At 37.3% G+C, this 22,886-nt stretch carries 20 protein-coding genes; 16 read left to right on the top strand and 4 right to left on the bottom strand.

Going from position 1 to position 22,886, the window contains the following annotated elements; all coding sequences use genetic code 11:
* Window positions 1–5: 5 nt before the first annotated feature.
* From RGU12_RS06405 to RGU12_RS06380, 6 genes are all read left to right on the top strand, one after another.
* On the top strand, window positions 6–881 hold the full coding sequence (locus RGU12_RS06405) for a carbohydrate ABC transporter permease (RefSeq protein ID WP_309535322.1): 876 nt from the start codon (window positions 6–8) through the stop codon (window positions 879–881).
* Between the two features lie 275 nt (window positions 882–1,156).
* Complete coding sequence (locus tag RGU12_RS06400) at window positions 1,157–2,272, top strand: prenyltransferase/squalene oxidase repeat-containing protein (RefSeq protein ID WP_309535321.1); 1,116 nt, start codon at window positions 1,157–1,159, stop codon at window positions 2,270–2,272.
* Between the two features lie 24 nt (window positions 2,273–2,296).
* Window positions 2,297–3,829, top strand: a complete 1,533-nt coding sequence (locus RGU12_RS06395; RefSeq protein WP_309535320.1) for a glycoside hydrolase family 28 protein — start codon at window positions 2,297–2,299, stop codon at window positions 3,827–3,829.
* 40 nt (window positions 3,830–3,869) lie between these two features.
* Window positions 3,870–4,889: an alpha/beta hydrolase family protein gene (locus RGU12_RS06390; RefSeq protein ID WP_309535318.1), complete on the top strand. Its 1,020-nt coding sequence runs from the start codon at window positions 3,870–3,872 to the stop codon at window positions 4,887–4,889.
* Between the two features lie 38 nt (window positions 4,890–4,927).
* On the top strand, window positions 4,928–6,481 hold the full coding sequence (locus RGU12_RS06385) for a glycoside hydrolase family 43 protein (protein ID WP_309535317.1): 1,554 nt from the start codon (window positions 4,928–4,930) through the stop codon (window positions 6,479–6,481).
* A gap of 14 nt (window positions 6,482–6,495) precedes the next feature.
* Window positions 6,496–8,049: a glycoside hydrolase family 43 protein gene (locus RGU12_RS06380; RefSeq protein WP_309535316.1), complete on the top strand. Its 1,554-nt coding sequence runs from the start codon at window positions 6,496–6,498 to the stop codon at window positions 8,047–8,049.
* Window positions 8,050–8,254: 205 nt separating this feature from the next.
* Here RGU12_RS06380 and RGU12_RS06375 read toward each other — a convergent pair whose 3' ends face one another.
* Both RGU12_RS06375 and RGU12_RS06370 read right to left on the bottom strand, forming a co-directional pair.
* Complete coding sequence (locus RGU12_RS06375; RefSeq protein WP_309535315.1) at window positions 8,255–9,154, bottom strand: pectinesterase family protein; 900 nt, start codon at window positions 9,152–9,154, stop codon at window positions 8,255–8,257.
* Between the two features lie 130 nt (window positions 9,155–9,284).
* Window positions 9,285–11,588 (bottom strand): helix-turn-helix domain-containing protein, encoded by a 2,304-nt coding sequence (locus RGU12_RS06370; protein WP_309535314.1) that lies wholly within the window; start codon window positions 11,586–11,588, stop codon window positions 9,285–9,287.
* A 294-nt stretch (window positions 11,589–11,882) separates the two neighbouring features.
* Here RGU12_RS06370 and RGU12_RS06365 point away from each other — a divergent pair, with 294 nt between their 5' ends.
* The 8 genes from RGU12_RS06365 to modA all read left to right on the top strand — a co-directional run bounded on the left by RGU12_RS06365 (window position 11,883) and on the right by modA (window position 19,613).
* Window positions 11,883–13,001, top strand: a complete 1,119-nt coding sequence (locus tag RGU12_RS06365; protein WP_309535313.1) for a glycoside hydrolase family 88/105 protein — start codon at window positions 11,883–11,885, stop codon at window positions 12,999–13,001.
* Entirely contained in the window at window positions 13,002–14,297 is a 1,296-nt protein-coding gene (locus tag RGU12_RS06360; RefSeq protein WP_309535312.1) for a Gfo/Idh/MocA family protein, read from the top strand. It begins immediately after the preceding gene.
* 23 nt (window positions 14,298–14,320) lie between these two features.
* Window positions 14,321–14,980, top strand: a complete 660-nt coding sequence (locus RGU12_RS06355) for a YesL family protein (RefSeq protein ID WP_309535311.1) — start codon at window positions 14,321–14,323, stop codon at window positions 14,978–14,980.
* Window positions 14,981–14,994: 14 nt separating this feature from the next.
* Complete coding sequence (locus RGU12_RS06350; protein WP_309535310.1) at window positions 14,995–15,669, top strand: rhamnogalacturonan acetylesterase; 675 nt, start codon at window positions 14,995–14,997, stop codon at window positions 15,667–15,669.
* Between the two features lie 13 nt (window positions 15,670–15,682).
* Window positions 15,683–16,522 carry a sugar phosphate isomerase/epimerase family protein gene (locus tag RGU12_RS06345; protein ID WP_309535309.1) on the top strand — a complete coding sequence of 280 codons (840 nt, stop codon included), beginning with the start codon at window positions 15,683–15,685 and terminating at the stop codon, window positions 16,520–16,522.
* Between the two features lie 53 nt (window positions 16,523–16,575).
* Complete coding sequence (locus tag RGU12_RS06340) at window positions 16,576–17,220, top strand: hypothetical protein (protein WP_309535308.1); 645 nt, start codon at window positions 16,576–16,578, stop codon at window positions 17,218–17,220.
* 77 nt (window positions 17,221–17,297) lie between these two features.
* A complete protein-coding gene (locus tag RGU12_RS06335; protein WP_309535307.1) occupies window positions 17,298–18,791 on the top strand; it encodes a tagaturonate epimerase family protein in 1,494 nt (497 codons plus the stop codon).
* 51 nt (window positions 18,792–18,842) lie between these two features.
* Window positions 18,843–19,613 carry a molybdate ABC transporter substrate-binding protein gene (gene modA, locus RGU12_RS06330; RefSeq protein WP_309535306.1) on the top strand — a complete coding sequence of 257 codons (771 nt, stop codon included), beginning with the start codon at window positions 18,843–18,845 and terminating at the stop codon, window positions 19,611–19,613.
* Window positions 19,614–19,975: 362 nt separating this feature from the next.
* Here the strand turns inward: modA and RGU12_RS06325 are convergent, their stop codons facing one another.
* Together RGU12_RS06325 and RGU12_RS06320 are read right to left on the bottom strand one after the other, a co-directional pair.
* Window positions 19,976–20,221, bottom strand: coding sequence for a helix-turn-helix transcriptional regulator (locus tag RGU12_RS06325; protein ID WP_223254384.1), 246 nt, complete (start codon window positions 20,219–20,221; stop codon window positions 19,976–19,978).
* 270 nt (window positions 20,222–20,491) lie between these two features.
* On the bottom strand, window positions 20,492–21,307 hold the full coding sequence (locus tag RGU12_RS06320) for a bifunctional hydroxymethylpyrimidine kinase/phosphomethylpyrimidine kinase (RefSeq protein WP_309535305.1): 816 nt from the start codon (window positions 21,305–21,307) through the stop codon (window positions 20,492–20,494).
* A gap of 234 nt (window positions 21,308–21,541) precedes the next feature.
* Here RGU12_RS06320 and trhO point away from each other — a divergent pair, with 234 nt between their 5' ends.
* Window positions 21,542–22,510: an oxygen-dependent tRNA uridine(34) hydroxylase TrhO gene (gene trhO / locus RGU12_RS06315; protein ID WP_309535304.1), complete on the top strand. Its 969-nt coding sequence runs from the start codon at window positions 21,542–21,544 to the stop codon at window positions 22,508–22,510.
* A 108-nt stretch (window positions 22,511–22,618) separates the two neighbouring features.
* Window positions 22,619–22,885: a hypothetical protein gene (locus tag RGU12_RS06310; protein WP_309535303.1), complete on the top strand. Its 267-nt coding sequence runs from the start codon at window positions 22,619–22,621 to the stop codon at window positions 22,883–22,885.
* Window position 22,886 lies beyond the last annotated feature (1 nt).

Raw genomic sequence — 22,886 nt, 5'->3', positions numbered from 1 at the left:
AGAGAATGGTCGGAGAAAAACAACTCGGCAGCCGCATTTTCCGTTTAGGAAATCATTTATTACTTGTATTGATTGCACTTACAATGGTTCTACCATTTATACATGTTATTGCAGCTTCGTTTACTACTAGTGCAGAGTTAGCAGATAAGCGTTTTGTCTTGTTTCCAACTGTATTTAGTTTAGATGCCTATAAGTATATTTTCTCAACAAATACAATCTTTAAGGCATTATTCGTTTCAATTGGAGTGACACTCATAGGTACATTATGGAGTATGTTCATTTCATTATTAACAGCTTATGGGTTATCTCGTAAGGACCTAATCGGTAGAAGACAAATCTTGTTCTTATTCGTATTCACTATGTTATTTAGTGGTGGTATGATTCCGACTTTCTTAATTGTTAAAAACACGGGTTTACTAGATAGCTATGCAGCATTAATCGTACCGGTCACCATCAACGTTTTTAACATGATTATTTTACGAAGCTTTATCATGGGATTACCAGAAGGTTTAATCGAGTCAGCTAAAATTGATGGCTGTAACGACTTTGGGGTCCTATTTAGAATTGTTATGCCAATCTCAAAGCCGGCCCTTGCAACTGTGTCTTTATTCTATGCCGTTGCATACTGGAACACGTATATGCATGCAATCCTATATATCAATGATGCAGCCAAATGGCCAATTCAAGTCTTACTAAGACAGATCGTTGTTCTCGCGAGTGGACTCAGCTATGATAGCTCCGAATTTACAAATATCCCACCGCCAGATATTACAATCAAGATGGCCGTTATTGTTGTAGCGACAATCCCGGTATTAATGGTTTATCCGTTCCTACAAAAATACTTCACAAAGGGAGCTATGCTTGGCTCAATGAAGGAGTAGTTTGGTAGAAGTATTAATATAAATTCTAAAAGATTGTTGATTTTAAAACATAGGGTGATTTCCGCTCCTGGCACTCACTTTCCGAGGGTGATCCGCAAGCCTCCTCGCTTCACTGCGGGGTCTCGCTTGGCTCGCTATTCCGAAGGAGTCTCGTACCATCCGCTGAAATCACAGGAAGGCCAATATTTATTATGTCCCTTCGCGCAATCAGGCTTAAAAACAACAAAGTTTCGAAAACAGCCAATATAAAAATTTAATATGAAGGTGAGCTGTAAATGAATTTAACCGATTCTTTTGAGAAATTAGATTCTCTATTTGAAGGATTTTTTGAATGGTTGGCAGGCCAATATGATCCGATTACAGGAGGGTTTTATTATGCAAAAAGCTCTATATCTGATAGCTCCTTTACTCCTGATATCGAATCAACTGCCCAAGCCTTAAACATTTTATCGAGAAATGAATTATTGACTAAAATGCCCGTAGAATTACGGGCAAAATTTGTTTCTTTTTTTCAAAATAAACAAGACCCTGAAACAGGTTATTTTCTAGATGAAAACCCACATATGAAAGATGATGAAGTAATGGTGAGCAGAGCCTTCAATTATTCTGTTAACTCATTAGATCGTTTAGGTGGTTCACCTTTATATCCATCACCTGTTGAACTTAATCAAGCCCCCCATTATGTAAAATCAGAAGAAGAATATCTAAAAAAGTGGAAGAGTATTAGTTTAGTAAATAGTTGGCGTGGCTGCGATTTATTAGCTTCATCATGCATGTACATCGGGCAGATGGAGCAAGAAAAACAGGAAAAAATGATTCAAATTGCGGCAAAGTACTTAGAAAGCATTCAAGATCCACAAACAGGTCTTTGGGGAGAAGGTAGCATGTACGTTCGTATTTCTGGGACGTTTAAGCTTCATACATTCTATCATAAATTCGGATTACCAATGCCAAGGGTTGAGAAAATGTACCAAAGCATCCTTCACTGTTTACGTACGGAAACAGTAAAAGATATGTGCTACATCAGGAATCCTATCGATTTGTTGTCCTATATCAATGTAGAGATTCCAAGTCACGAACTTGAAGAAATTGTCCAAATTACAGTTAATAACATCGAAAAACTAAAGCGTCCTGATGGTGGTTTCTCAAGAGAGATTGACCATTCACCATCTGCACCAAATGTTGCACAGGTTAAAGCGGACGAGTTCTATCCAGATATGCCTGTTGCTGTTCATTTGGGTAAGGGCTTATATGAAGGAGATATGAATGCCGGGACTCAAACTACCTTGATCCGATTGCAGTTACACAAGCTAGCTGGGAAAAAGGTAATCCCAATAAAAGGATCTAGAAGGTTTTATGAACTCGTTGAAAATAGATTACAAGAGAAATAGCAAATCATTGTTGGAGGGAATAGAATGGCTTTTTTAGACATCACACAACTAGGAGCGATTGGGGATAATCATACGGACCATACAGAAATTTTTGCGCAAGCCATTAATCAGGCTGTCAAAAATGGTGGAGGAACTGTATATGTGCCAGCTGGAACTTATTTAACAGGGCCAATCGTACTTAAAAGTAATATCACTCTTTACTTAGAAGCAGGTGCCACAATCCGTTTTTATGATGATTTTGATCGTTACCAACCTGTTAAAACACGTTGGTCAGGCTATGAGTGCTATGGATATTCTCCATTAATTTATGGAGATCATCTTCACAATGTCACAATTAAAGGGGAAGGTGCCTTTGATGGGCAAGGGAAAGCTTGGTGGTTGATTAATAGACAGCTTCGTAAGAATAGTAGAGCGTACTCCTCAGTAACAACAGAACGAATTGCCGGACTTAATCAAGATTTAATGGAACCGATTGATACGAATTTAGTCGAATGGGATTCACAATTCTTACGTCCACCATTATTACAATTGATGAACAGTAAGCATGTCACAATAGAAGGTGTCACTTTAAAAAATTCACCATTTTGGAATACACATCTCGTTTATTGCGACCATGTCACTGTTCATAATGTAACGTTTGAAAATCCCGCAGACACACCAAATGGTGACGGATTTGACATTGACTCTTGTTCGAATGTACGTGTTTCAGACTGCCACTTTGCTGTGGGCGATGACTGCCTCGTTTTAAAATCAGGTATAAATAAAGACGGAAGAAGAGTAGGAAAGCCAACAGAAAATGTGGTTGTAACGAACTGCACAATGCACCATGGACATGGCGGAATCGTTCTTGGAAGTGAAATGTCCGGTGGAATTAAGAATGTAACCATATCGAACTGCACATTTATTGGAACAGACCGGGGGGTACGGATTAAAACAAATCGTGAACGTGGCGGCTATGTGAAAAACATTCTCGTGAATAATATTTATATGGAAGATGTATTATGTCCTATTGCAATCAATTCATTTTATCGCCATGGTGTGAATGAGAACGACCCGACAGTGAATAGTCTTCAGAAGCAGCCAATCACTGAAAAAACACCTGAAATTGAACATATCCAAATTAGTCATATTACAGCTAAAAACTGTCGAGCAGCTGCAGGATTTATTTATGGCCTCCCAGAACGACCAGTTAAAGATATATCCATCCATCATTCTACAATTGAAATGACTCTTGACCGTAATGAAAAAGGTGGAGAGCCAGACATGGTTCAAGAAGAATTAGTCATGGCAGGAGCGGGAATCTTCGGCAAGTATATTTCAAATCTAGATATTCATCATGTACGTGTAGAAACCCGTCAAGGTGCAGGACTGCAAGTGGAGGAAAGTGAGCATGTTACGATTGATCATTTTTCAATGAGAAACCAACATGAGTCCACACCAGTAATCGTTTTAAACCAAGTTGAAAACAAAAATATTAATGGTACCGCAGCGCAAATGGCAAGCAAGAATTATCTGAAAGTTTACGAGTCAAATAGTGTTTTAAAACAAGATTTATAATTTTTTATAGTTGTGTTTTAAAGGAATTGGAGGGATTAACATGTGGGTAATCCATCAATTTTTGGATGAATTATATCAAGATACAGTAAAAAGGAATCGAAAAACCTATGATGAAGATTGGCAATCGTCATTAACTTTAAAATTTCAAGAGTTACTTGGGTCTTTTACGAGTGATGTATCACTTCAACCCACAATAATCGAACAAAAGGTTTATGACCAATATACAAGATACAGTATAGAAATTACGACACTACCAAGTGTTAGGTTACAGATGTTTGTCCTAGTTCCAAACAATCTGAAAGGGATAAAAGCCCCGGCGGTCCTTGCTTTGCATGGTCATGGATATGGGAACAAAGATATTGTCGGTCTTGATCCTTCCGGTAATGATCGAAATGGTGATCCAGGGTTACATAAGGATTTTGCAATCCAACTTGTCAAGCGTGGATTTGTTGTGATGGCACCAGAACTAATCGGTTTTGGAGAACGAACTTATTCGATTGATAAGCGCCAATCTCCTTCTGATAATTCCTGTTATTCATTGGCAAGCCAATTGCTCCTTTTTGGTAAGACGCTTGCAGGACTCCGTGTTTTTGAATGTCAAAGAGTATTAGATTTTATGGAAGCTTTTGAGGAGATAGATTCTACCCGCATCGGCTGTATGGGAATATCCGGAGGGGGACTTATTGCAGCCTTCACAACCATTCTTGATAAACGGATACAGGCAATTGCCATATCCGGCTATACCAACACTTTCAAAGGAAGCATCATGAATAGAAGGCATTGTTTGGACAATTATATACCGGGAATCCTGCAGTACGCAGAGATGCCTGAATTAATTGCCTTAACGGTACCTCGTCCGTTATATATTGAGTCAGGAAAAGTGGATCACCTATTTCCTGTAAAAGAAACAGAAAAGGCTATTAAAGAAATTAAAAGCATTTACTCTGAACGTAATGTTGACCACCTTGTAAAATGGCATCTATTTGAAGGTGGTCACGAAATTTGTGGAAATCAATCTTTTGAATGGTTATGTTCAACTTTGAATGCAGAAGAACAGTAAACGTACATTTAAATAACTTGTGTGGAGTTGAATCATACATGACAGAAACTAAGAAGAGTCTTGCTGTTCAAAGAGTGTGGCAAGCCGATTTAGAAAATGGAATGTTTCAAAACCCAATTTTACATGCAGATTACTCAGACCCAGACGTTATTCGTGTTGGTAAAGATTATTATATGGTTTCATCCAGCTTTCATATGTCGCCTTGTTTACCCATTTTGCATTCAACTGATCTTGTGAACTGGAAAATTATCAATCATGTTGCGGAAACATTACCTTTTGAAAGCTATGATAAACCACGTCATGGCGAAGGGGTTTGGGCACCCAGTCTTCGATATCACAATGAAAAGTTTTGGGTGTTTTTTGGTGCGCCAGATGAAGGGATTTTTATGAGTACGGCAGATGATCCAGCTGGGGAATGGACGCCCCTACATTTAGTTAAGAAAGTAAAGGGGTGGATTGATACTTGTCCATTTTGGGATGATGATGGTCAGGCTTATCTAGTAAGTGCTTTTGCAAAAAGTAGAATTGGGTTTAAAAGTATTCTTCATATAAGTCGAATGAAGCCGGAAGGAACAGCGCTGCTGGACGATGGAGTCCATGTGTTTGATGGTCATGAAAATCATCCGACGATAGAAGGCCCCAAATTGTACAAACGAAATGGCTATTACTATATTTTTGCACCTGCTGGCGGAGTTGCAACGGGTTGGCAAACTATTCTTCGCTCTAAAAATATATTCGGTCCTTATGAAGATAAAATCGTGTTACATCAAGGAAATACGAATATAAATGGCCCCCATCAAGGCGGGTGGGTTGAAACAGAAACAGGAGAATCATGGTTTCTTCATTTTCAGGATAAGGGAGCTTACGGTCGAATTGTTCATCTCCAGCCAATGGATTGGGAAAATGATTGGCCAGTGATGGGACAAAATCAAAACAAGGATGGTGTCGGTGAACCTGTTCTTCAATGGAAAAAGCCAGGAACTCTAGTAGATTCAGAGATAAATGTTCCTGACATGAGTGATGATTTTAGTGCGAATCAATTAGGACTTCAATGGCAATGGCAAGCAAATCTTAAATCTCATGGGTATGAATTAAAGGATGGTTTGCTGCGATTACACGCAATCGGACATCCTGGTGAAACAAATCTTTACAATTTCCCAAATATCATGACACAGAAATTTCCTGCTGAAACCTTTAAAGTAACAACAAAACTAAGAGTTGCTCCCGAATCAGAGCAAGACCAAGGTGGCCTACTTATTTTAGGAAGACAATATGCTTCGATTGCCATAAAACAGACCGGCGAACAGTTAGGCGTTTTTTATTTGACTGGAGATGAGGAGAAGCTTCAAAGTGAAGTCTATGTTGGGAAATTAGGTGGGAATGAACTATATCTACATGTAGAAGTAAAAGAAGGTGCGATGTGCAGCTTTAGTTATAGTGAGGATGGAGTCACCTATAAGAAGATAGAGGATGGATTTGAGGCCACTCCAGGAAAATGGGTAGGTGCTCAAATTGGAATCTACTGTTGTAACAGCGAACATGAATTTAGCAAAGGGTACGTAGATTTCGATTATTTTACTGTTCACAAATAAAGGGGAGAATTTTTATGTCTACGTTCAAAAACCCAGTTATTCCAGGATTTTACCCGGACCCTTCGATTTGTCGAGTAGGAGATGTGTATTATCTCGTTACATCCACTTTTGAATATTTTCCCGGGATTCCCATTTTCAAAAGTAAGGATTTAGTAAATTGGAGTCAAATTGGGCATGTTCTAACCCGACCAAGCCAGCTAAATTTGGATGGAACACCGAATTCAAAAGGCATTTATGCAGCAACGGTTCGATATCACAAAAGTATATTTTATGTCATTACTACTTTTGTGGAAAGCCAAACGGGTGCAAGAAGAAATTTCTTTGTTACAGCTGAGAACCCTGAAGGGCCATGGTCTGATCCGTATTGGTTAGATGACTGTCCTGGTATTGATACCTCTTTATTTTTTGATGATGATGGAAAAGTATATGTTACAGCAAATCGACGCCCACCAGGTGGTCAGTTGTACCCAAAACATATGGAAATTTGGCTGCAGGAATTAGACCTAGAAACGAAGCAATTAACCGGAGAGAAATATAGTCTTTGGGACGGGGCGTTGAAGTATATTCATGCCCAGGAAGCCCCACACATTTATAAAGTGGATGGCATGTACTATTTATTAATTGCAGAAGGTGGTACAGGTTTTACCCATTCAGTAACGGTTGCCCGAAGTGAATCAATAACAGGACCCTATGAAGGCGCCAAAACAAATCCGATCTTGACACATCGTCATTTAGGAAGAGAATACCCAATCGCGAATGTAGGGCATGGAGATTTAGTTGAAACAACCAATGGTGAATGGTGGATGGTTTGTTTGGGGTCACGTCCATACGGAGGCATGTATCGCAACCTAGGCAGGGAAACATTTCTTGTTCCGCTTAAATGGGAAGAGGGGTGGCCCGTTGTCAATCCAGGAAAAGGGATTGTTGAAATGGAAGGGGGCAAACCCAATTTAAAAGAAAAAAGATGGTCAACAGAGCCTGCTTGTGATCATTTTGATCTTCCGGAAATACGGATGCAATGGAATTTTATCCGCACACCAAGAGGGGATTTTTGGTCTTTAGACGATCGTCCTGGCTATTTACGATTACACTTAAAGTCTGAAAGGATAACAGAAGATGTTAACCCGGCTTTTATTGGAAGGAGACAATGTCATATCAACTTTGCTGCTCGAACAAAAATGGAATTTTCTCCAATCACTAGAAGTGAGGTGGCAGGATTAGTTTTACTGCAAAATATTGATTTTCAGTATCGTGTTGAATACACTCAATCGGAGATTCGATTAGTGAAGAGAGAAGCGGGAGAGGAAGAAATCCTCGCTGTTCAACCGTATCAACATCAAAAGGTCTTTTTAAAAGTAGAGGCATATGGACAGTCCTATCATTTTTATTTTGCAGAAGAACAAGAAAAGTGGAAAGTCCTTATGGAAGGTGTTAATGGGAGAATTTTAAGTACAGATGTTGCTGGAGGATTTACTGGTGCATATATGGGAATGTATGCAAGTTCCAATGGAACAGATTCATCCAACTATGCTGACTTTGACTATTTCGAATACTTCGGTTTAGATTAAAACAAAAAAATAAGCTCCCAGATTGGGAGCTTATTTTTTACAGGATATCTAGATTCCCCAGACTGTCTTGAAATCGCTTGTCAGACAAGGCACGCATCCGAGCGAAGATGCGAATAGAAGTTACCTTCATGAGCGGACAAGCTAGGCAAGCAACTAAAGTCATGTGAGCGTTTGTCAACAGACTGTAAGCTCCCAAATCGGGAGCTTATTTAGGTAACCATTTATCTTTTGAAAAGAAAATATTTTCCACTGTGTATTTAGCAGCTTGCTCTTCTGTTAATTGTTTAGCCCAACGAACCCTTCCAGAGGAGTCACTTCCAGGTCCAGTGCTGCCAAATTCAAAATAACGAGCGGTTTTTTCATTTTCTTCATTTCGCCAATTATCCCAACCATCAGGATGGATATGCTCACCCATCCAAGTATTAATAAATACTGTATGAGCATATGGTCGCCATGGACGGCCTAAAAATACTCCAGTGGCTTCCTTTTCACCTGTTAGCTTACAGTTTTTAAAGCAAAAGCCAAAATCCGTTTCCTCTGAAGTGGAAGCAGCAGTAATATAGCCGTTCCGCAAACTATGAATCGTACAATCTTCAAAAACAGCAACGCTTGACCCAAAGATAAAATCAACATGACCTTCAATATAACAATTAGAAAAATAATGCCTACCATTCGAGGTATATAGGGTATCTTGGTTTGCTAAAAGTCTCACTTGGTTAAAGCTACATTTATCGCCAGCTACATATAATGCAAGTGCTTGACCGATCTCATCACCGAAACCAGCGACGTTTTGAATCGTTAGCTGCTCCAAGTGGAAGAGGTCTGCAAAGGCATGGAAAACAGCTGTTTCAAATGTACCGATTTCCACACCATTTTTATTTTTCATACGGGCATATTTACTTCCCGAGATGATGGTTTTGTTTTCTCCTGCACCAACGATCGTGATATTAGGTTTGTTTTCTGGAACGGTAATGATTTCTTCATATATACCTTCTTTTACATAAATCCACACTGGTTCCAATGGAAAGACCCGAACGGAATCAATTGCGGCTTGAATGGTTGTAAAATCCCCATCACCATTTTGAGAGACTACTATTTTTTGCATGAGTGTATCTCCTTTTCTAATGTCTAGCTCCAGTGCCTAGCCAGATTTTACTTTGAATAGGCTTTTGCGAGTATCTTGCAAGAAGCTTCGCTTTGAGTAGCTCGAGGTCACAAGTGCTGGCTGGTCAAAGCTAATTTGCTCTTACGGTTTCACGGTATTTACCAGGTGTTGTTCCTTCGATTTTCTTAAACGAGCGAATAAAGTTCTGGGAGTTATTAAAGTTTAGTTTATCTGAAATATCTTTGACAGAGATGTCCGTTTCAGCGAGCCATTTTTTCGCCATATTAATTCGATACATGGATAAATATTCACTAAACGAAATGTTCATTTCCTTTCTAAAAATACTACTTAAATAGTTCGGGTTATAGTGAAGTCGATTTGCAATCATATCCAGTGTAATGTTAGATTCAAATTCTTCATGGATAATATGAACAATGTTTTCTGAAATAGATTTATATTGTGATTCAGCACGATCCTCAATTTTTTGAAGAAGAGGGTCGATTATTACGTTAATAAACCATTCCTTTACATCTTCCCTTGATTTCAATTCATAGATCTTTTCAAAAATAGAACGGTTGTCTTCTAAATCAAGAACATTGATTGCTAAAGTATGCATTAACTCTATTAAATCACTTAAAAATCGAACTAAAGAAATTTGGTATTGAACATGATTTAAATCCTCGGAAAAGATTTCATCAATTAACTCGTTTAGTAAGCTATATACTTTTTCTTTATCATTTACCTTAATTGAATCGAATAGTTCATTTTCAATCCGTTTAGGGAAATAGGTGTGTAGCCCTTTTCCAATTTCAAGATTTTCAAAAAAGATAATCGATTCCGTGCCATATTTAAGTGTGTATTTAAGAGCCTCTAGACATTCTTTATAGGCTGTTCTTGTCTCTAACACATCTTTAAAAGGTTCACTTACTCCGATACTAATTGGAATACTGTATTCTTTTCTTACCCTTTTCTGAATTCTTTCTGCAATATCATTTACATACTGATTAAACTCAATTTTTGATTCAATATTGCTGAGTAATAGGGTGACTTGGGTTTGTTTATTAACAGTTGGTGACATTCGCTCATCGCTTGGGATTAGTTCCTCCACAAGCCCATTGATTACAAATAATAATACATCTTCTTCCTTTGATTTGTAGGAAGTACCCTCAAGGCTGTCAATTTGAACTGTTAAAACACTAAGCCATTTAAAATCCAAATTATACCCATAATATTGCATTCTACCCTCAAGTTCTTCTTCACTAACTTTACCGGTTAAAAGCCGGTGCATGAAAAATTGCTTTAGCTGACTAATTTGGTTTTGTAATGATTTTTCCAAGAAATCGTTTTGCTTTAGCATGTCTTTCACATGATTCTCGATAAAGACGAATTCATTTCTGTCTTTGCTTTCTTCTTTATTTGTGAGTGAATGTAAAATGACATTTTGTAATTGTTTAATAGGTTGATAGATTAGTTTACTTCCAAATAACGCTAATAATAAAGATATACCCGCAATCAATAATGTGATGGCTAAAGTCAACCATCCAATTGATCTTGATTGCGCTGCTAATTCATTAAGCTCAACAATGGAAACATAAATCCAGCCATTGTAAAACGATTTTCGATAGGTAAATAGATAATCCGTATTGTTTGATGTAATCGTAAATTGACCAGAATCATTTTCAAGAGTTGTGTTTTCAGTTATGACATCACTATATTCGAAGGCTTGTCCAATTTTTTGCAGATCATTATGAAGGACAACGCTTTCATTTTCATCTAGGATGTAGAATTTTTCTAAGGAATTGTCCTTCTGTAAAATATCACGAAAACTACATGTTGGAATATTGGCGATTATCATCCCTGTTGTATTAGATGAGATAATCGGGATTTTTTTTATTAAATTTAAATTGTAACCGCAGGCACGAGAAGCAACCTTTTTGTACAGCGGCTCTTTTGAATTCTCTTCTAAAAGCCAGACAGAGCTTGTCCTAAGGGAAAGATACCGATCTGAAATTTCCTGAAGTTGGGGTTCAGAAAGTCGTTGTAACCCATAGTTGTTTACAAGCCAGTCGTTTTCGAGACTAATTAGCGCAACATCTGTTAAACGAGTATCGAATGTTTGTTGATGACTAAGGTCGTCTCTGAGCTGGTTATAAAGTTGGAACTGTCTAGTTGTAAGTGGCTCCCTTAATGATTCAATTATTTTAGATGAGGATGCTAATTGAGTTAAGGACTGATCCACTGACTTAATTACTTGCTCAACATTTGTTTGAATTTGGTACACGCTATGCTCTTTTTCTTTTGCAACATAATTTTCTACAACAGAGGTAGAACGAATGAAAGAAAATATTCCAACAACGACGACAGGTATAATGGCTAATATGCTAGCAAATAAAATCATCCTATGGAAGAAACTTCCGGGTAACTTAAATTTCATGTAATCACTCCAAACTATTCAAATGAGAGGGCAATTAATAGAATTGTAACATCCCTGTAATATTTGAATGTCCTTTTATTATAGATGTACTTTTAAATAAATTGAATAATCATTATGTCACATTGTGTTCATAATATTAGAATGTTTCTACTAAACTCATGGGATTATGGTCTTATTTAAAAGTAAATTAAATGATTATAGTTATTATTTTATAAATATCCTATCATGAAATCAGGAGGTTTGTTACCGTTTACAAATTTTACAAATGATTATGATGAGAAAGGGTGTTGATTCTTGAATAACACAAAAATTGAAAAATCACCTTTATATTTTGCGAAAAAAACATGTGATACACTGATGAAAAAATTCACTCCTGAGGAGCTTCCGCCTGGTGGACGTTGGCATTATCACCAAGGTGTATTTTTATGTGGGATGGACTTAGTTTATAACAAAACAGGTGAACAGAAATATTATGATTATTTAAAGGCATATGTTGATCACAATATCGATGACAATGGGAATTTATTATTTGCGAGAGATGAACTAGATTCTATTCAAGCAGGACTCCTATTGTTCCCATTATATAAAGCTACTGGTCTAAAAAAATATGAACTTGCAGCTCGTCGTTTACGTCATATTTTTTCGACATTAAATCTCACGAATGAAGGTGGATTTTGGCATAAGGACAAGTATCCATATCAAATGTGGTTGGATGGTTTATATATGGGTGGACCATTTGCTCTACACTTTGCACAAAATTTCAATGAGCCTGAATTAATCGATATGGTTATTCATCAAGAAAAATTAATGCGTAAGTATACAAAGAGTGAAGCGACTGGCTTATATCATCACGGCTGGGATGAAAAATGCATTCAACCATGGGCTCGTACAGATGGAAAAGCTCCAGAAATTTGGGGGCGTGCACTTGGTTGGTATGGATTAGCTGTTATTGACATGATTGACCTTTTACCTGAAGACCATCCACATAAAGAAGAGTGGATTGTATTTATTCAAGATTATGTTCGCGATATCGTGAAATATCAGGATGAAAAAACAGGTCTATGGTACCAAGTCATTGATAAAGGTAACCTTGAAGACAATTGGCTCGAAACTTCTGCTTCTAGTCTATTTGTTTATGTAATTGCAAAAGCTGTTTCGAAAAAATATATGGGAGAAGAATTTGCTGCACATGCCGCAAAGGCTTACGATGGGTTACTCAAACATAAAATCAAAGAAACAGAAGATGGAAACTTAATCATTGATGATATTGTAATCGGTACTTCGATCGGGGTATATGATTATTATATCAATCGAGAGCGAAGTCATAATGATTTACATGGCGCAGGTGCATTTATCATGGCTAGTATGGAAATGGAAAAATTACTAACTCAACATGCGGGGGTTTCTTTATAAATGAAGAGATATGCTGTTTGTGGATTAAGTAACAGAGCATTAAAAATGTTTATTCCACCATTACTAGAAAAATTCGCAAAGCAAAGTGAGATTGTTGGATTGCTAGATAGTGATGAGTACCGTATTGAATTATGTAAGGAAAAATTTCCAGTCTTAGCCCAAACTCCTTCATACCATCCAGACCAAGTCGAACAAATGATTAAAGAAACGAAGCCGGACTGTATCATCGTTGTAAGTCGCGACAACACACATATCGATTATATTTTAAAAGCGCTCGAACATGATGTGGATGTAATCACAGAAAAGCCGATGGTTACAACGGCTAACGATGCAGCAAAAGTGATGGAGGCAGAAAAGATAAGTAAAGGTAAAGTGACAGTAGCGTTTAATTATCGCTACAGTCCATACCACCGAAAAATTAAAGAGCTTGTTTTAGAAGGCAAAATTGGAAGAGTAACTTCAGTTGATTTGAATTGGTATATCGACACTTATCATGGAGCAAGTTACTTTAAGCGTTGGAATCGAAAGCGTGAGTTTTCTGGTGGGCTTTCCATTCATAAATCAACACATCATTTTGACTTGGTAAATTGGTGGATAGACCAATATCCAGAAGAAGTTTTTGCTCATGGTGCCTTACATTATTATGGACCAAATGGAGAACTAAACCCAGATCCAACTACAGATAATCGATTTTGTGGTACCTGTGATGTGAGAGACAAATGTGATTATTATGTTAGATGGAATCCTCGTGAATTTTCAGAGGTTGTAGAAGATGATCACTTAAACATGGGGGAACATAAGGATAATACCTATACCAATTATCGTCCTGATGCTTGTATTTTTGATTCAGAGATTAACATTGAGGATACATATACAGCGACAGTAAAATATAATAAAGGTGCTTTATTAAGCTATTCTATAAATTTCTCAACTCCATTCGAAGGCTATCGTTTAGCTATCAATGGAACAAAGGGGAGAATTGAAACGCAAGAATTCCATGCCCCAAGTAGGGTTCCATTTGAAGTTCCTGAACAAACAATTGATTTTTACCCGTTATTTGGCTCAAAGGAAATCATTCACGTTGTTAAAACAGCTGGTGGTCATGGTGGTGGTGACCCCATATTAATTCACGATTTGTATCAGGGAATTGATCCACGACGCCATTATGAAATTTTAGCAGGTGCTGAGGCAGGTGCCTATTCGATTGCACTTGGAGAAGCGGTTTGGAAATCCGTACAGGAACATAAACCTATCTCTATTAATCAATTATTAAAAAGCTATCAAGGTCAAATATAAGAAATAAGAGAGGGGACAGACGTATGCTAGGAGGATTGGATAGTCCATTTTATAAATGGTGCGGGGCCATCTCCCGTTTAGTCTATTTAAATTTGCTATGGCTTCTATTTACAGTAGTAGGACTTGTTATTGCTGGCTTTGTACCTGCTACAGTAGCCCTTTTTGCAGTAACTAGAAAATGGATTATGGGAGAAGAGGATATCCCTGTTTTCTCAACATTTTGGAGTGTATACAAAAAGGAATTTTTAAAATCCAACCTCCTAGGACTGACCCTATTCATCGTTGGATATATTTTATATGTTGATCTTGTGTTTCTTCCGACCACGAGTGCTATATACATTGTGATTCGGTACGCATTAATCGCGATTAGTTCGGTTTTTATCGTCATTCTACTTTATATTTTTCCAATTTATGTACACTTTAAAGGAACGATAAAAACCTATTTGAAACACGCCGTCATGTATGGCTTATCATATCCTCTTGTTACGTTTTCAATGGTAATCGGAATAATTATACTTTATGTCGGCTTTTCCTATGTTCCATCGCTCATTCCTTTCTTGAGCGCAAGTCTCCTAGCCTATCTGATCATGTGGCTGTCTATCAAGGTATTTGCAAGAATAGAAGAAAAAGTAAACGGAAAAACCGAAGTCAAATCAGACAAGAGCGAACCTAGTTTTCGGTAGATGAAGGTGACAGGATGAAAAACATTCATATCTATATTGCAGGTGATTCAACTGTATCCGATTGTCCTCCGAACGAAGAACCAAGAGCTGGTTGGGGACAGGTGCTTCATCATTATTTTCTTGACAATGTCATCGTCCACAACCTAGCCATAGGAGGAAGAAGCTCAAAAAGTTATATTGATGAAAAAAGACTTGAAACAATCCTGAATGAAATTCAACCGAACGACTACCTCTTTATTCAATTCGGACATAACGATCAAAAACAGGATCAGCGAAGAACGGAGCCATATTCATCGTACCAGTCTTATCTTACGCAATATATTCGTGGAGCAAGGGAGAAAAAAGCAATTCCAGTTTTAATTACCTCCATGCATCGAAGAACTTTTGATGAAAATGGAAAAATTACCAACAGTTTAGGAGAGTATCCAAGGGCGATGATGGCTTTGGCGAAGGAGCAACAAGTAGATCTCATTGATTTATGGAATGAGTCTAAACAACTATATGAATCACTTGGACCTGAAAAGTGTAAAGACCTTTTTATTTGGTTTGAACCTGGTGAACATCCCAACTATCCAGATGGAATCAGTGATGACACGCATTTTCGCGTGGAGGGGGCATATAAGTTTGCCAGTATTATTGCCAAAAAAGTAAAAGAAGGAATTCTGGGTCTGGCAAAATATGTAAAGTAAAGAAGGTGCTCATATGATCAATCTAGGTATTCGAGCTCATGATGTAAAGGCAAGCTCCTTGGATGAACTTGTTCAAACGATTGCCAATAAGGGGTTATCATCTGTGCAATTGGCATTGGCGAAATCGTTTCCAGACCTTAACACGAGCTTGGGGAGTCTTTCTCCGGGCTATGGTAGATATATAGGGAAGGCTTTTCAACAAAAAAACATCGAAATTGCTGTCCTTGGCTGTTATATTAATATGATTCATCCCGACCTTAAGGAACGACAAAAAGCATTAGACCGTTTTAAGGAACATATCCGTTTTGCGAGAGATTTTGGTTGTAGTGTCGTCGGAACGGAAACAGGTAATGTTCATGCGAAAATGGGATTTACGGTAGATAATTTTCAAGAAAAACCTTTCTCAGATGTAGTAGAAAGTGTGAAAGAGCTTGTTAAAGAAGCGAGGGAATTTGGTGTCATCGTCGGGATAGAGGCGGGAGTTAATCATCCTGTTTATAATCCAAGTCGTTTAAAACGATTATTGGATGAAGTGAATTCACATAATCTTCAAGTCATCTTTGATCCGGTCAATTTATTAACAGTCGAAAATTATCATCTTCAGAATGAAATCTTCGAGGAAGCAATTGAACTTTTTGGGGATCGAATCATTATTGTTCATTGTAAAGATTTTGTGGTCGAAGAAGGTAGGCTTAAATTTGCACCTCCGGGAAAAGGCCTTTTAAACTATGATTTAGTTATGAAATTAATCAAGCCGAAAAAACCTTACATCCAATTTCTCCTTGAAAGTACAACGGAACCATTTATTGATGACAGTATTGCATTTTTACAAGAAAAATATGAAAATGCATAATAACAGGTAAATTTTCCTAGCATACACATCTTGCTTGAAGGGACGTAAGGAATTTGGGGGAAAAAGGAAAGGTCAAAGAATTATTTGCTGCAATGAGTACTGCAGAAAAGGCTAAGTATATTTGGGAGTACTATAGATATTATTTGTTTGCATTTTTATTAATAGTCGTTGTTACTGTCTTTCTAGTAAATAACCATTCTCAAAAAAAGGAGCCTGCACTTTCCATTTTCGTTTTAGGGGATTTAGTAGATTCGAATGAGATCAATAAAATCGCCCAAAAGCTAAATGAAGAAATTCTTTTGGATGAAGAAAGAAAAACACATGAAGTATCGATTCAAGTTATCCCGTATGCACCAGATGCAGCAGATTTTAATATTGTAATGGCTGCTTTGCAAAAGGTTTCCGCGGAAATTTCCACAGGAGACCTCGATGTTCTGTTCATTGATAAAAAACAATTTGAGATGATGAATCATGATCAATATTTTTATAGCCAAAATGAATTGGTAGATAATAGTCTTCAAGTTGATGAAGAATTTTTATATTTTGATAACAAGAATCAAATAACCGGAATTGATAGTTCAGCAGTACCACTATTTAAAGAAGCAATTGATGATTCTGATATGGTAATGGGAGTGCTTGTGAATTCTCAAAAAATAGAAAAAACGAAGAAACTTTTTAAATTTTTATTTATGAATTAACCAATTTTTTATTAACAATTCTAGTATATTACGATATTATCTTAATAGAATGGCATTAATTTTAGGGGGCTATATCCATGGAGCAATTAAAACAACTAGTTGAAGCTTTAAAAAACGAAAGCGTTTTCGAGTATGTGGGTGACGTTAAGGTATATGAAAAGTCTCTAACACACCTCGATAATGTAAGCCTTATCATGGCGAGAGATTCACAACAAAAATGGATTCTTGCAACTGGCGAAGGTGCTTTATATGATGAATTAGAGGGGACAGTAATTGCTGAATATGGCAAAGCATGTCCATTAACACATGAAAACCGTCTCGTATTAAACCGTTATTTTGAATATACAGTACCAAGAGCTTTCGGTACAAAAATGGCAACTATGGGACTTGGTGACCGTCTAGGGCTCGCTTCTCCAGGACATATTGAAACCGTTCGCAACCATAGCGTAAAGCCAATTCTAGCTCAACAAAGTATTCGTGAATTAACATTGACCAACCGAACAATGAATGATGTGATTGATGCTGCTAGCTTTGCTGTATTTCAAGAAGGCTATACAGGCGGATTTGGTGCAGATGGCGACCATTTAAAGGAAGAAGAAGATATTAAAATGGCGTTGTCGCTTGGAATGTCAATGCTTACATTAGACTGCTCAGACCATATTCAAAACCGTGTAGAAGGTTTGACAGAAGACGAAATCAGTGCTGAATTTGATAACCTTCCAGAAGAAACAAAGAATCATTATCATGATCTGTATGTAAATAAAGGATTTGAAGTTAATGGTCTAGATATTGCGTTTGACGAAAAAATCGTCAAGAAATTTGTATTGTTATATGGAAACGCTTTAGATTATATGGTTCATATTCATAACACATATATTGTAAATGCTGGTCGTGATATTGATTTTGAAATTTCGATTGATGAAACGGAAACCGTTACTTCACCGGCAGCACATTTCTTTGTAGCAAATGAACTTCAAAAACGTGGTGTAAGCGTTACAAGCCTTGCTCCAAGATTCTGTGGTGAGTTCCAAAAGGGAATCGATTATATAGGGAATATCGAACAATTTGAAAAAGAATTGCGCGAACATGCGCTAATTGCAGAATACTTTGGCTATAAATTAAGTATCCACTCTGGTAGTGATAAATTTACAGCGTTTCCAATTATCGCGAAATATACAAACGGTGTTCTTCACGTCAAAACTGCTGGTACAAACTGGCTTGAAGCCGTTCGTGTTATTGCAAAGGTAAATCCAGATCTTTACCGAAGAATGCATGCATATGCACTAGAATATTTAGATGAAGCACTTAAGTATTATCATATTACACCAGATATGAGTACAATTGTTCCACTTGATACGGTTGCGGATGCCGACCTTCCTGAATATATGAATAATGATGCAGCAAGACAGGTTATTCACGTGACATACGGATTATTACTGACAGCAAAAGATGAAGATGGTAACTTTATTTTCAAGGATGAATTCTTCAACACGTTAAATGAAAGAGAAGAAGAGTATCGACATGGCCTTGTAAAACACATTGGCAAGCACGTTGAATTATTAAACCTATAATTGTTCAAAAACACCTTCCTTTTAGTTATACTAACTAGGGGAAGGTGTTTTATGTATAGATTCATGTTTTTACTCATACTTGGCTTATTTTTACATGGATGTGGGTCTCCTGAGGTAAATGATGATGTTGAGAGTATTGAAATAACTGTTTCTGCTGCAGCGAGCATGCAAAATGTTCTCGAAGAATTAAAGAAAAATTTTGAAGAGAAACATTCAAAAATAGATATTTCCTTTAATTTTGGGGCATCAGGTGCACTTGCTCAGCAAATTTCACAAGGTGCACCAGTAGATTTATTTTTATCCGCGTCACTGGAGAAATTTAATGCTTTAAGGGACGACGGCCTAATTCATAATAAATTTGAACAAAACTTAATCGGTAATGAAATTGTCTTAATTACTCCGAAGGAAAATAATAACAATATTAAATCGATGGAGGATTTGAAAAAGGCAGAGCGAATTTCAATCGGTATACCAGAAATTGTACCTGCAGGAGCATATGCAAAAGAAGCATTAAACAATATGGGGCTGTGGAATACAATTGAAAATCAGCTTGTTCTTGCTAAGGATGTTCGGCAAGTACTTACATATGTAGAAACAGAAAATGTTGATGCGGGATTTGTTTATAAAACAGATACGCAAACGTCAGATCAGATTCAAGTTATCACGAGTGTGGACTCTAAATTCCATTCACCCATTATCTATCCAATCGGGGTTATAAAATCTTCGAAGCATGTAGAAGAAGCAACACTACTTTATGAATACTTATCAAGTGAGGAAGCCATAACCTTATTCGAGGAATATGGTTTTACAAGAATCCAATAAAAAAGCAATTGGCGCGCATGTCCAATTGCTTTTTTATTATAGGCTGTTTTGCAAGCTTTGTTGTTTTGGATATAGCCATAAATAAGTATTATCAGACACATAGAGTGTTCCCTCTAGTGATTGGAGCGTATGGCGCGAGATCCTCGAAAATGCAAGCATTTTCTTCGTGCGGTGTAGATTCAAGGAAGCAAACTCAACGTCCTGCGGGAATAGCGAGCCAAGCGAGACCCCGCAGTGAGGCACGAGCGAGGAGGCTTGCGAATCGCCCGCGGAAAGCGAGTGCCAGAAGCGGAAATCACCCTAGTTCCACTAATAAACTTTAGGTTAAGAACAACAATCTCTTAGAAAAGAGCCTTATTATATTACATATAAGGATGTACGCCCTTTGCTACTTCTTGAACGATGGATGCAAGGGATGATATTTGTTGATCATCTAAATTAAAAGACTCTTTGATTTTCGTTTCAAGGTTGTTTGTAATTCTGCGTTTGCCAACTTCGACAAGAGCAATTAACGCAAAGCTGCAATTTACTGCTTTAGCAAAATCCCGTTGAGTCATGTTGTTTCTTTTGCGTAAAAATTTTACGATCTCTTTGTTAATCCCAGGCATATTTACACACTCCTTACCTATGGCTTTTTACAAGTGAATACATGGACTGAACAATCTATTATTCTATGATATTCACAATATTACCATCATCTTTAAAATTCGTCTAGGCAGGTTTTTGGAATGTACAGTTCCGGGCGTATCGGCTCTTAGGTCTAACCAATCGCTACGGAAGGTAACAAACACCTTCTGTCATACTTATCCCCTAAGACTCCGCGTTTTGCGCTTTATCCTTTGCCTTAGATTAGAAAAGCTGTAGAGTTTTTCTACAGCTTAGTTATCACCGTAAAGTCGACGTGCAGCATGATTTGTTGGACCAACATACTCATTTAGCTGGAAGGAATGACGAATGGCAGCTGTAATGAATTTCTTAGCTTCATATATGGCTACCTTTACATCTAATCCTTTTGCAAGTCCTGCTGCAATCGCAGCGGAAGAAGTGCAGCCTGCGCCGTGTGTAAATGTTGTTTCAAAACGGTCGCCTTCAAGGACCTCTATTTTCTTTCCATCATATAAAACATCTACTGCTTTATCGTGTTTTAGCTTTCCGCCACCTTTTACAAGTACATATTTTGCACCAAGGTCATGTATCTTAACTGCAGCTTCTTTCATCTGGTCGATCGTTGTAATAGAACCAATTCCACTTAATTGGCCAGCTTCAAATAAATTTGGAGTAATGACGGTTGCAAGAGGAGTAAGTATTTCTCTAAGAGCAACGGCATGGTCTGGGAATAGAACTTCGTCTTCGCCCTTACAAACCATTACAGGGTCAACCACAAATTTTTGAAGATTATGTTTTTTTACCGCGTCTGCAGCAATTTCAATAATATCAACAGTAGGAAGCATTCCAGTCTTTGCCGCATCAACACCAATGCCATCAAGGATTGTTGCTAATTGTGCCTTAATGATATCATGGTCAACGGGAAACACTTGGTGATTCCAACGATTATTTGGGTCCATTGCAACAATTACAGTTAAGGCGGACATGCCATAAACCCCATTTTCTTGGAAAGTCTTTAAGTCGGCTTGAAGGCCAGCTCCACCACTGCTATCGGAACCTGCAATTGTTAATGCTTTTGGTAAACTCATATTTGAAACCCCCATCCAAAAAGTTTGACATGATTATTATATATCAATTGTCAAGAATAGATATATTATTGTAGAAAAAAACCGAAATTACAACTTTACAATATAAGGAAGGTATAAAACGTTGATTTAGTATTAAAGAATTTGATACAATACACTGATGTAAGAGAAAAAGTGTAATTCGATCCTAAACACATTCATATCTTGCAAATATTAATGATAGGCGGTCGAAAAATAATGACAGAAACAAAACCTTATCGAGTATTACTTTATTACCAGTATGTGACAATTGAAAATCCAGCCGAATTTGCTAAAGAACATCTTGCTTTCTGTAAGGAAATTGGTTTAAAAGGTCGTATTTTAGTCGCGACTGAAGGGATTAACGGAACAGTTTCCGGTACAATTGAACAAACTGACAAGTATATGGAAGAAATGAGAAAAGATCCACGCTTCGCTAGCATTGTATTTAAAATTGATGAAGCAGATGGACATGCATTTAAGAAAATGCACGTTAGACCACGTCCCGAGCTTGTGAACTTAAGCCTCGAGGATGATATTAATCCACATGAATTAACTGGTAAATACTTAAGTCCAAAAGAATTTTATGAAAAAATGCAAGATCAGAATACTATTATTCTAGATGCACGAAACACCTATGAATATGATTTAGGACATTTCAGGGGTGCAATCAGACCTGACGTTGAAACATTCCGCGATTTACCACAATGGGTACGTGAAAATAAAGATATGCTTGAAGGCAAAAAGATTTTAACTTACTGCACAGGCGGTATTCGTTGTGAAAAATTCTCTGGTTGGTTAGTGAGAGAAGGCTTCGAGGAAGTTGGTCAACTTCATGGTGGTATTGCAACTTATGGAAAAGATCCTGAGGTACAAGGTGACCTTTGGGATGGTCAACTCTATGTTTTTGATGAAAGAATTGCTGTTCCAGTAAATCAAAAGGAACACGTTATTGTTGGTAAAGACCATTTTACTGGTGAACCATGTGAACGATATGTAAACTGTGCAAATCCAGAATGTAATAAACAAATTCTAAGTTCAGAAGAAAATGAGCATAAATATTTAAGAGGCTGTACTCATGAATGTCGTGTTCATCCACGTAACCGTTATGTAGAAGAGAACGGTTTATCTGAGGAAGAAGTAGCGGAACGTTTACAAGCCCTTGAAAAAGAATTAGTACAACAATAAGAATGATGACCACAGTGATAATATTTCACTGTGGTTTTTCTATATTGGTTATGGGAGTCCTCACACATCATTTTCTGGTACAATATAGGAATAGAAAGGAGAGAATCTGTGAAATTTATTGCATCTCATTCGTATATTATTATACAAAGAAAAATTGAGTGGAATGAACAAAAATATATCGAAACACATCATCAACTACGATTATTCGAAGACAGAATCCTTTCTTCTGCAAATGAATTTCAACTTGAGCATGTGTATGATGTATCCTTCCGAACAAGCTTTTTATACCTCCATACCAATCAAGGGGTATTCTCCTATCTTATAAAAGAAGATCCAATTGAATTTATTCAAGCTTTTAAAGGCTTAAAACAATAAA

The sequence above is a fragment of the Ferdinandcohnia sp. QZ13 genome (assembly GCF_031324165.1).
Lineage (GTDB): Bacteria > Bacillota > Bacilli > Bacillales > Bacillaceae_L > Ferdinandcohnia.
This window is presented reverse-complemented; position numbering and strand designations above follow the sequence as displayed.

Coding starts and splice junctions, on each gene's coding strand:
- RGU12_RS06370 (WP_309535314.1), bottom strand. CDS start 11,588: ATGAAATTTAAGTTACCCGGAAGTTTCTTCCATAGGATGATTTTATTT.
- modA (WP_309535306.1), top strand. CDS start 18,843: ATGTATAGATTCATGTTTTTACTCATACTTGGCTTATTTTTACATGGA.
- RGU12_RS06385 (WP_309535317.1), top strand. CDS start 4,928: ATGACAGAAACTAAGAAGAGTCTTGCTGTTCAAAGAGTGTGGCAAGCC.
- RGU12_RS06390 (WP_309535318.1), top strand. CDS start 3,870: ATGTGGGTAATCCATCAATTTTTGGATGAATTATATCAAGATACAGTA.
- RGU12_RS06320 (WP_309535305.1), bottom strand. CDS start 21,307: ATGAGTTTACCAAAAGCATTAACAATTGCAGGTTCCGATAGCAGTGGT.
- RGU12_RS06345 (WP_309535309.1), top strand. CDS start 15,683: ATGATCAATCTAGGTATTCGAGCTCATGATGTAAAGGCAAGCTCCTTG.
- RGU12_RS06395 (WP_309535320.1), top strand. CDS start 2,297: ATGGCTTTTTTAGACATCACACAACTAGGAGCGATTGGGGATAATCAT.
- RGU12_RS06375 (WP_309535315.1), bottom strand. CDS start 9,154: ATGCAAAAAATAGTAGTCTCTCAAAATGGTGATGGGGATTTTACAACC.
- RGU12_RS06405 (WP_309535322.1), top strand. CDS start 6: ATGGTCGGAGAAAAACAACTCGGCAGCCGCATTTTCCGTTTAGGAAAT.
- RGU12_RS06360 (WP_309535312.1), top strand. CDS start 13,002: ATGAAGAGATATGCTGTTTGTGGATTAAGTAACAGAGCATTAAAAATG.
- RGU12_RS06325 (WP_223254384.1), bottom strand. CDS start 20,221: ATGCCTGGGATTAACAAAGAGATCGTAAAATTTTTACGCAAAAGAAAC.
- trhO (WP_309535304.1), top strand. CDS start 21,542: ATGACAGAAACAAAACCTTATCGAGTATTACTTTATTACCAGTATGTG.
- RGU12_RS06335 (WP_309535307.1), top strand. CDS start 17,298: ATGGAGCAATTAAAACAACTAGTTGAAGCTTTAAAAAACGAAAGCGTT.
- RGU12_RS06380 (WP_309535316.1), top strand. CDS start 6,496: ATGTCTACGTTCAAAAACCCAGTTATTCCAGGATTTTACCCGGACCCT.
- RGU12_RS06400 (WP_309535321.1), top strand. CDS start 1,157: ATGAATTTAACCGATTCTTTTGAGAAATTAGATTCTCTATTTGAAGGA.
- RGU12_RS06355 (WP_309535311.1), top strand. CDS start 14,321: ATGCTAGGAGGATTGGATAGTCCATTTTATAAATGGTGCGGGGCCATC.
- RGU12_RS06350 (WP_309535310.1), top strand. CDS start 14,995: ATGAAAAACATTCATATCTATATTGCAGGTGATTCAACTGTATCCGAT.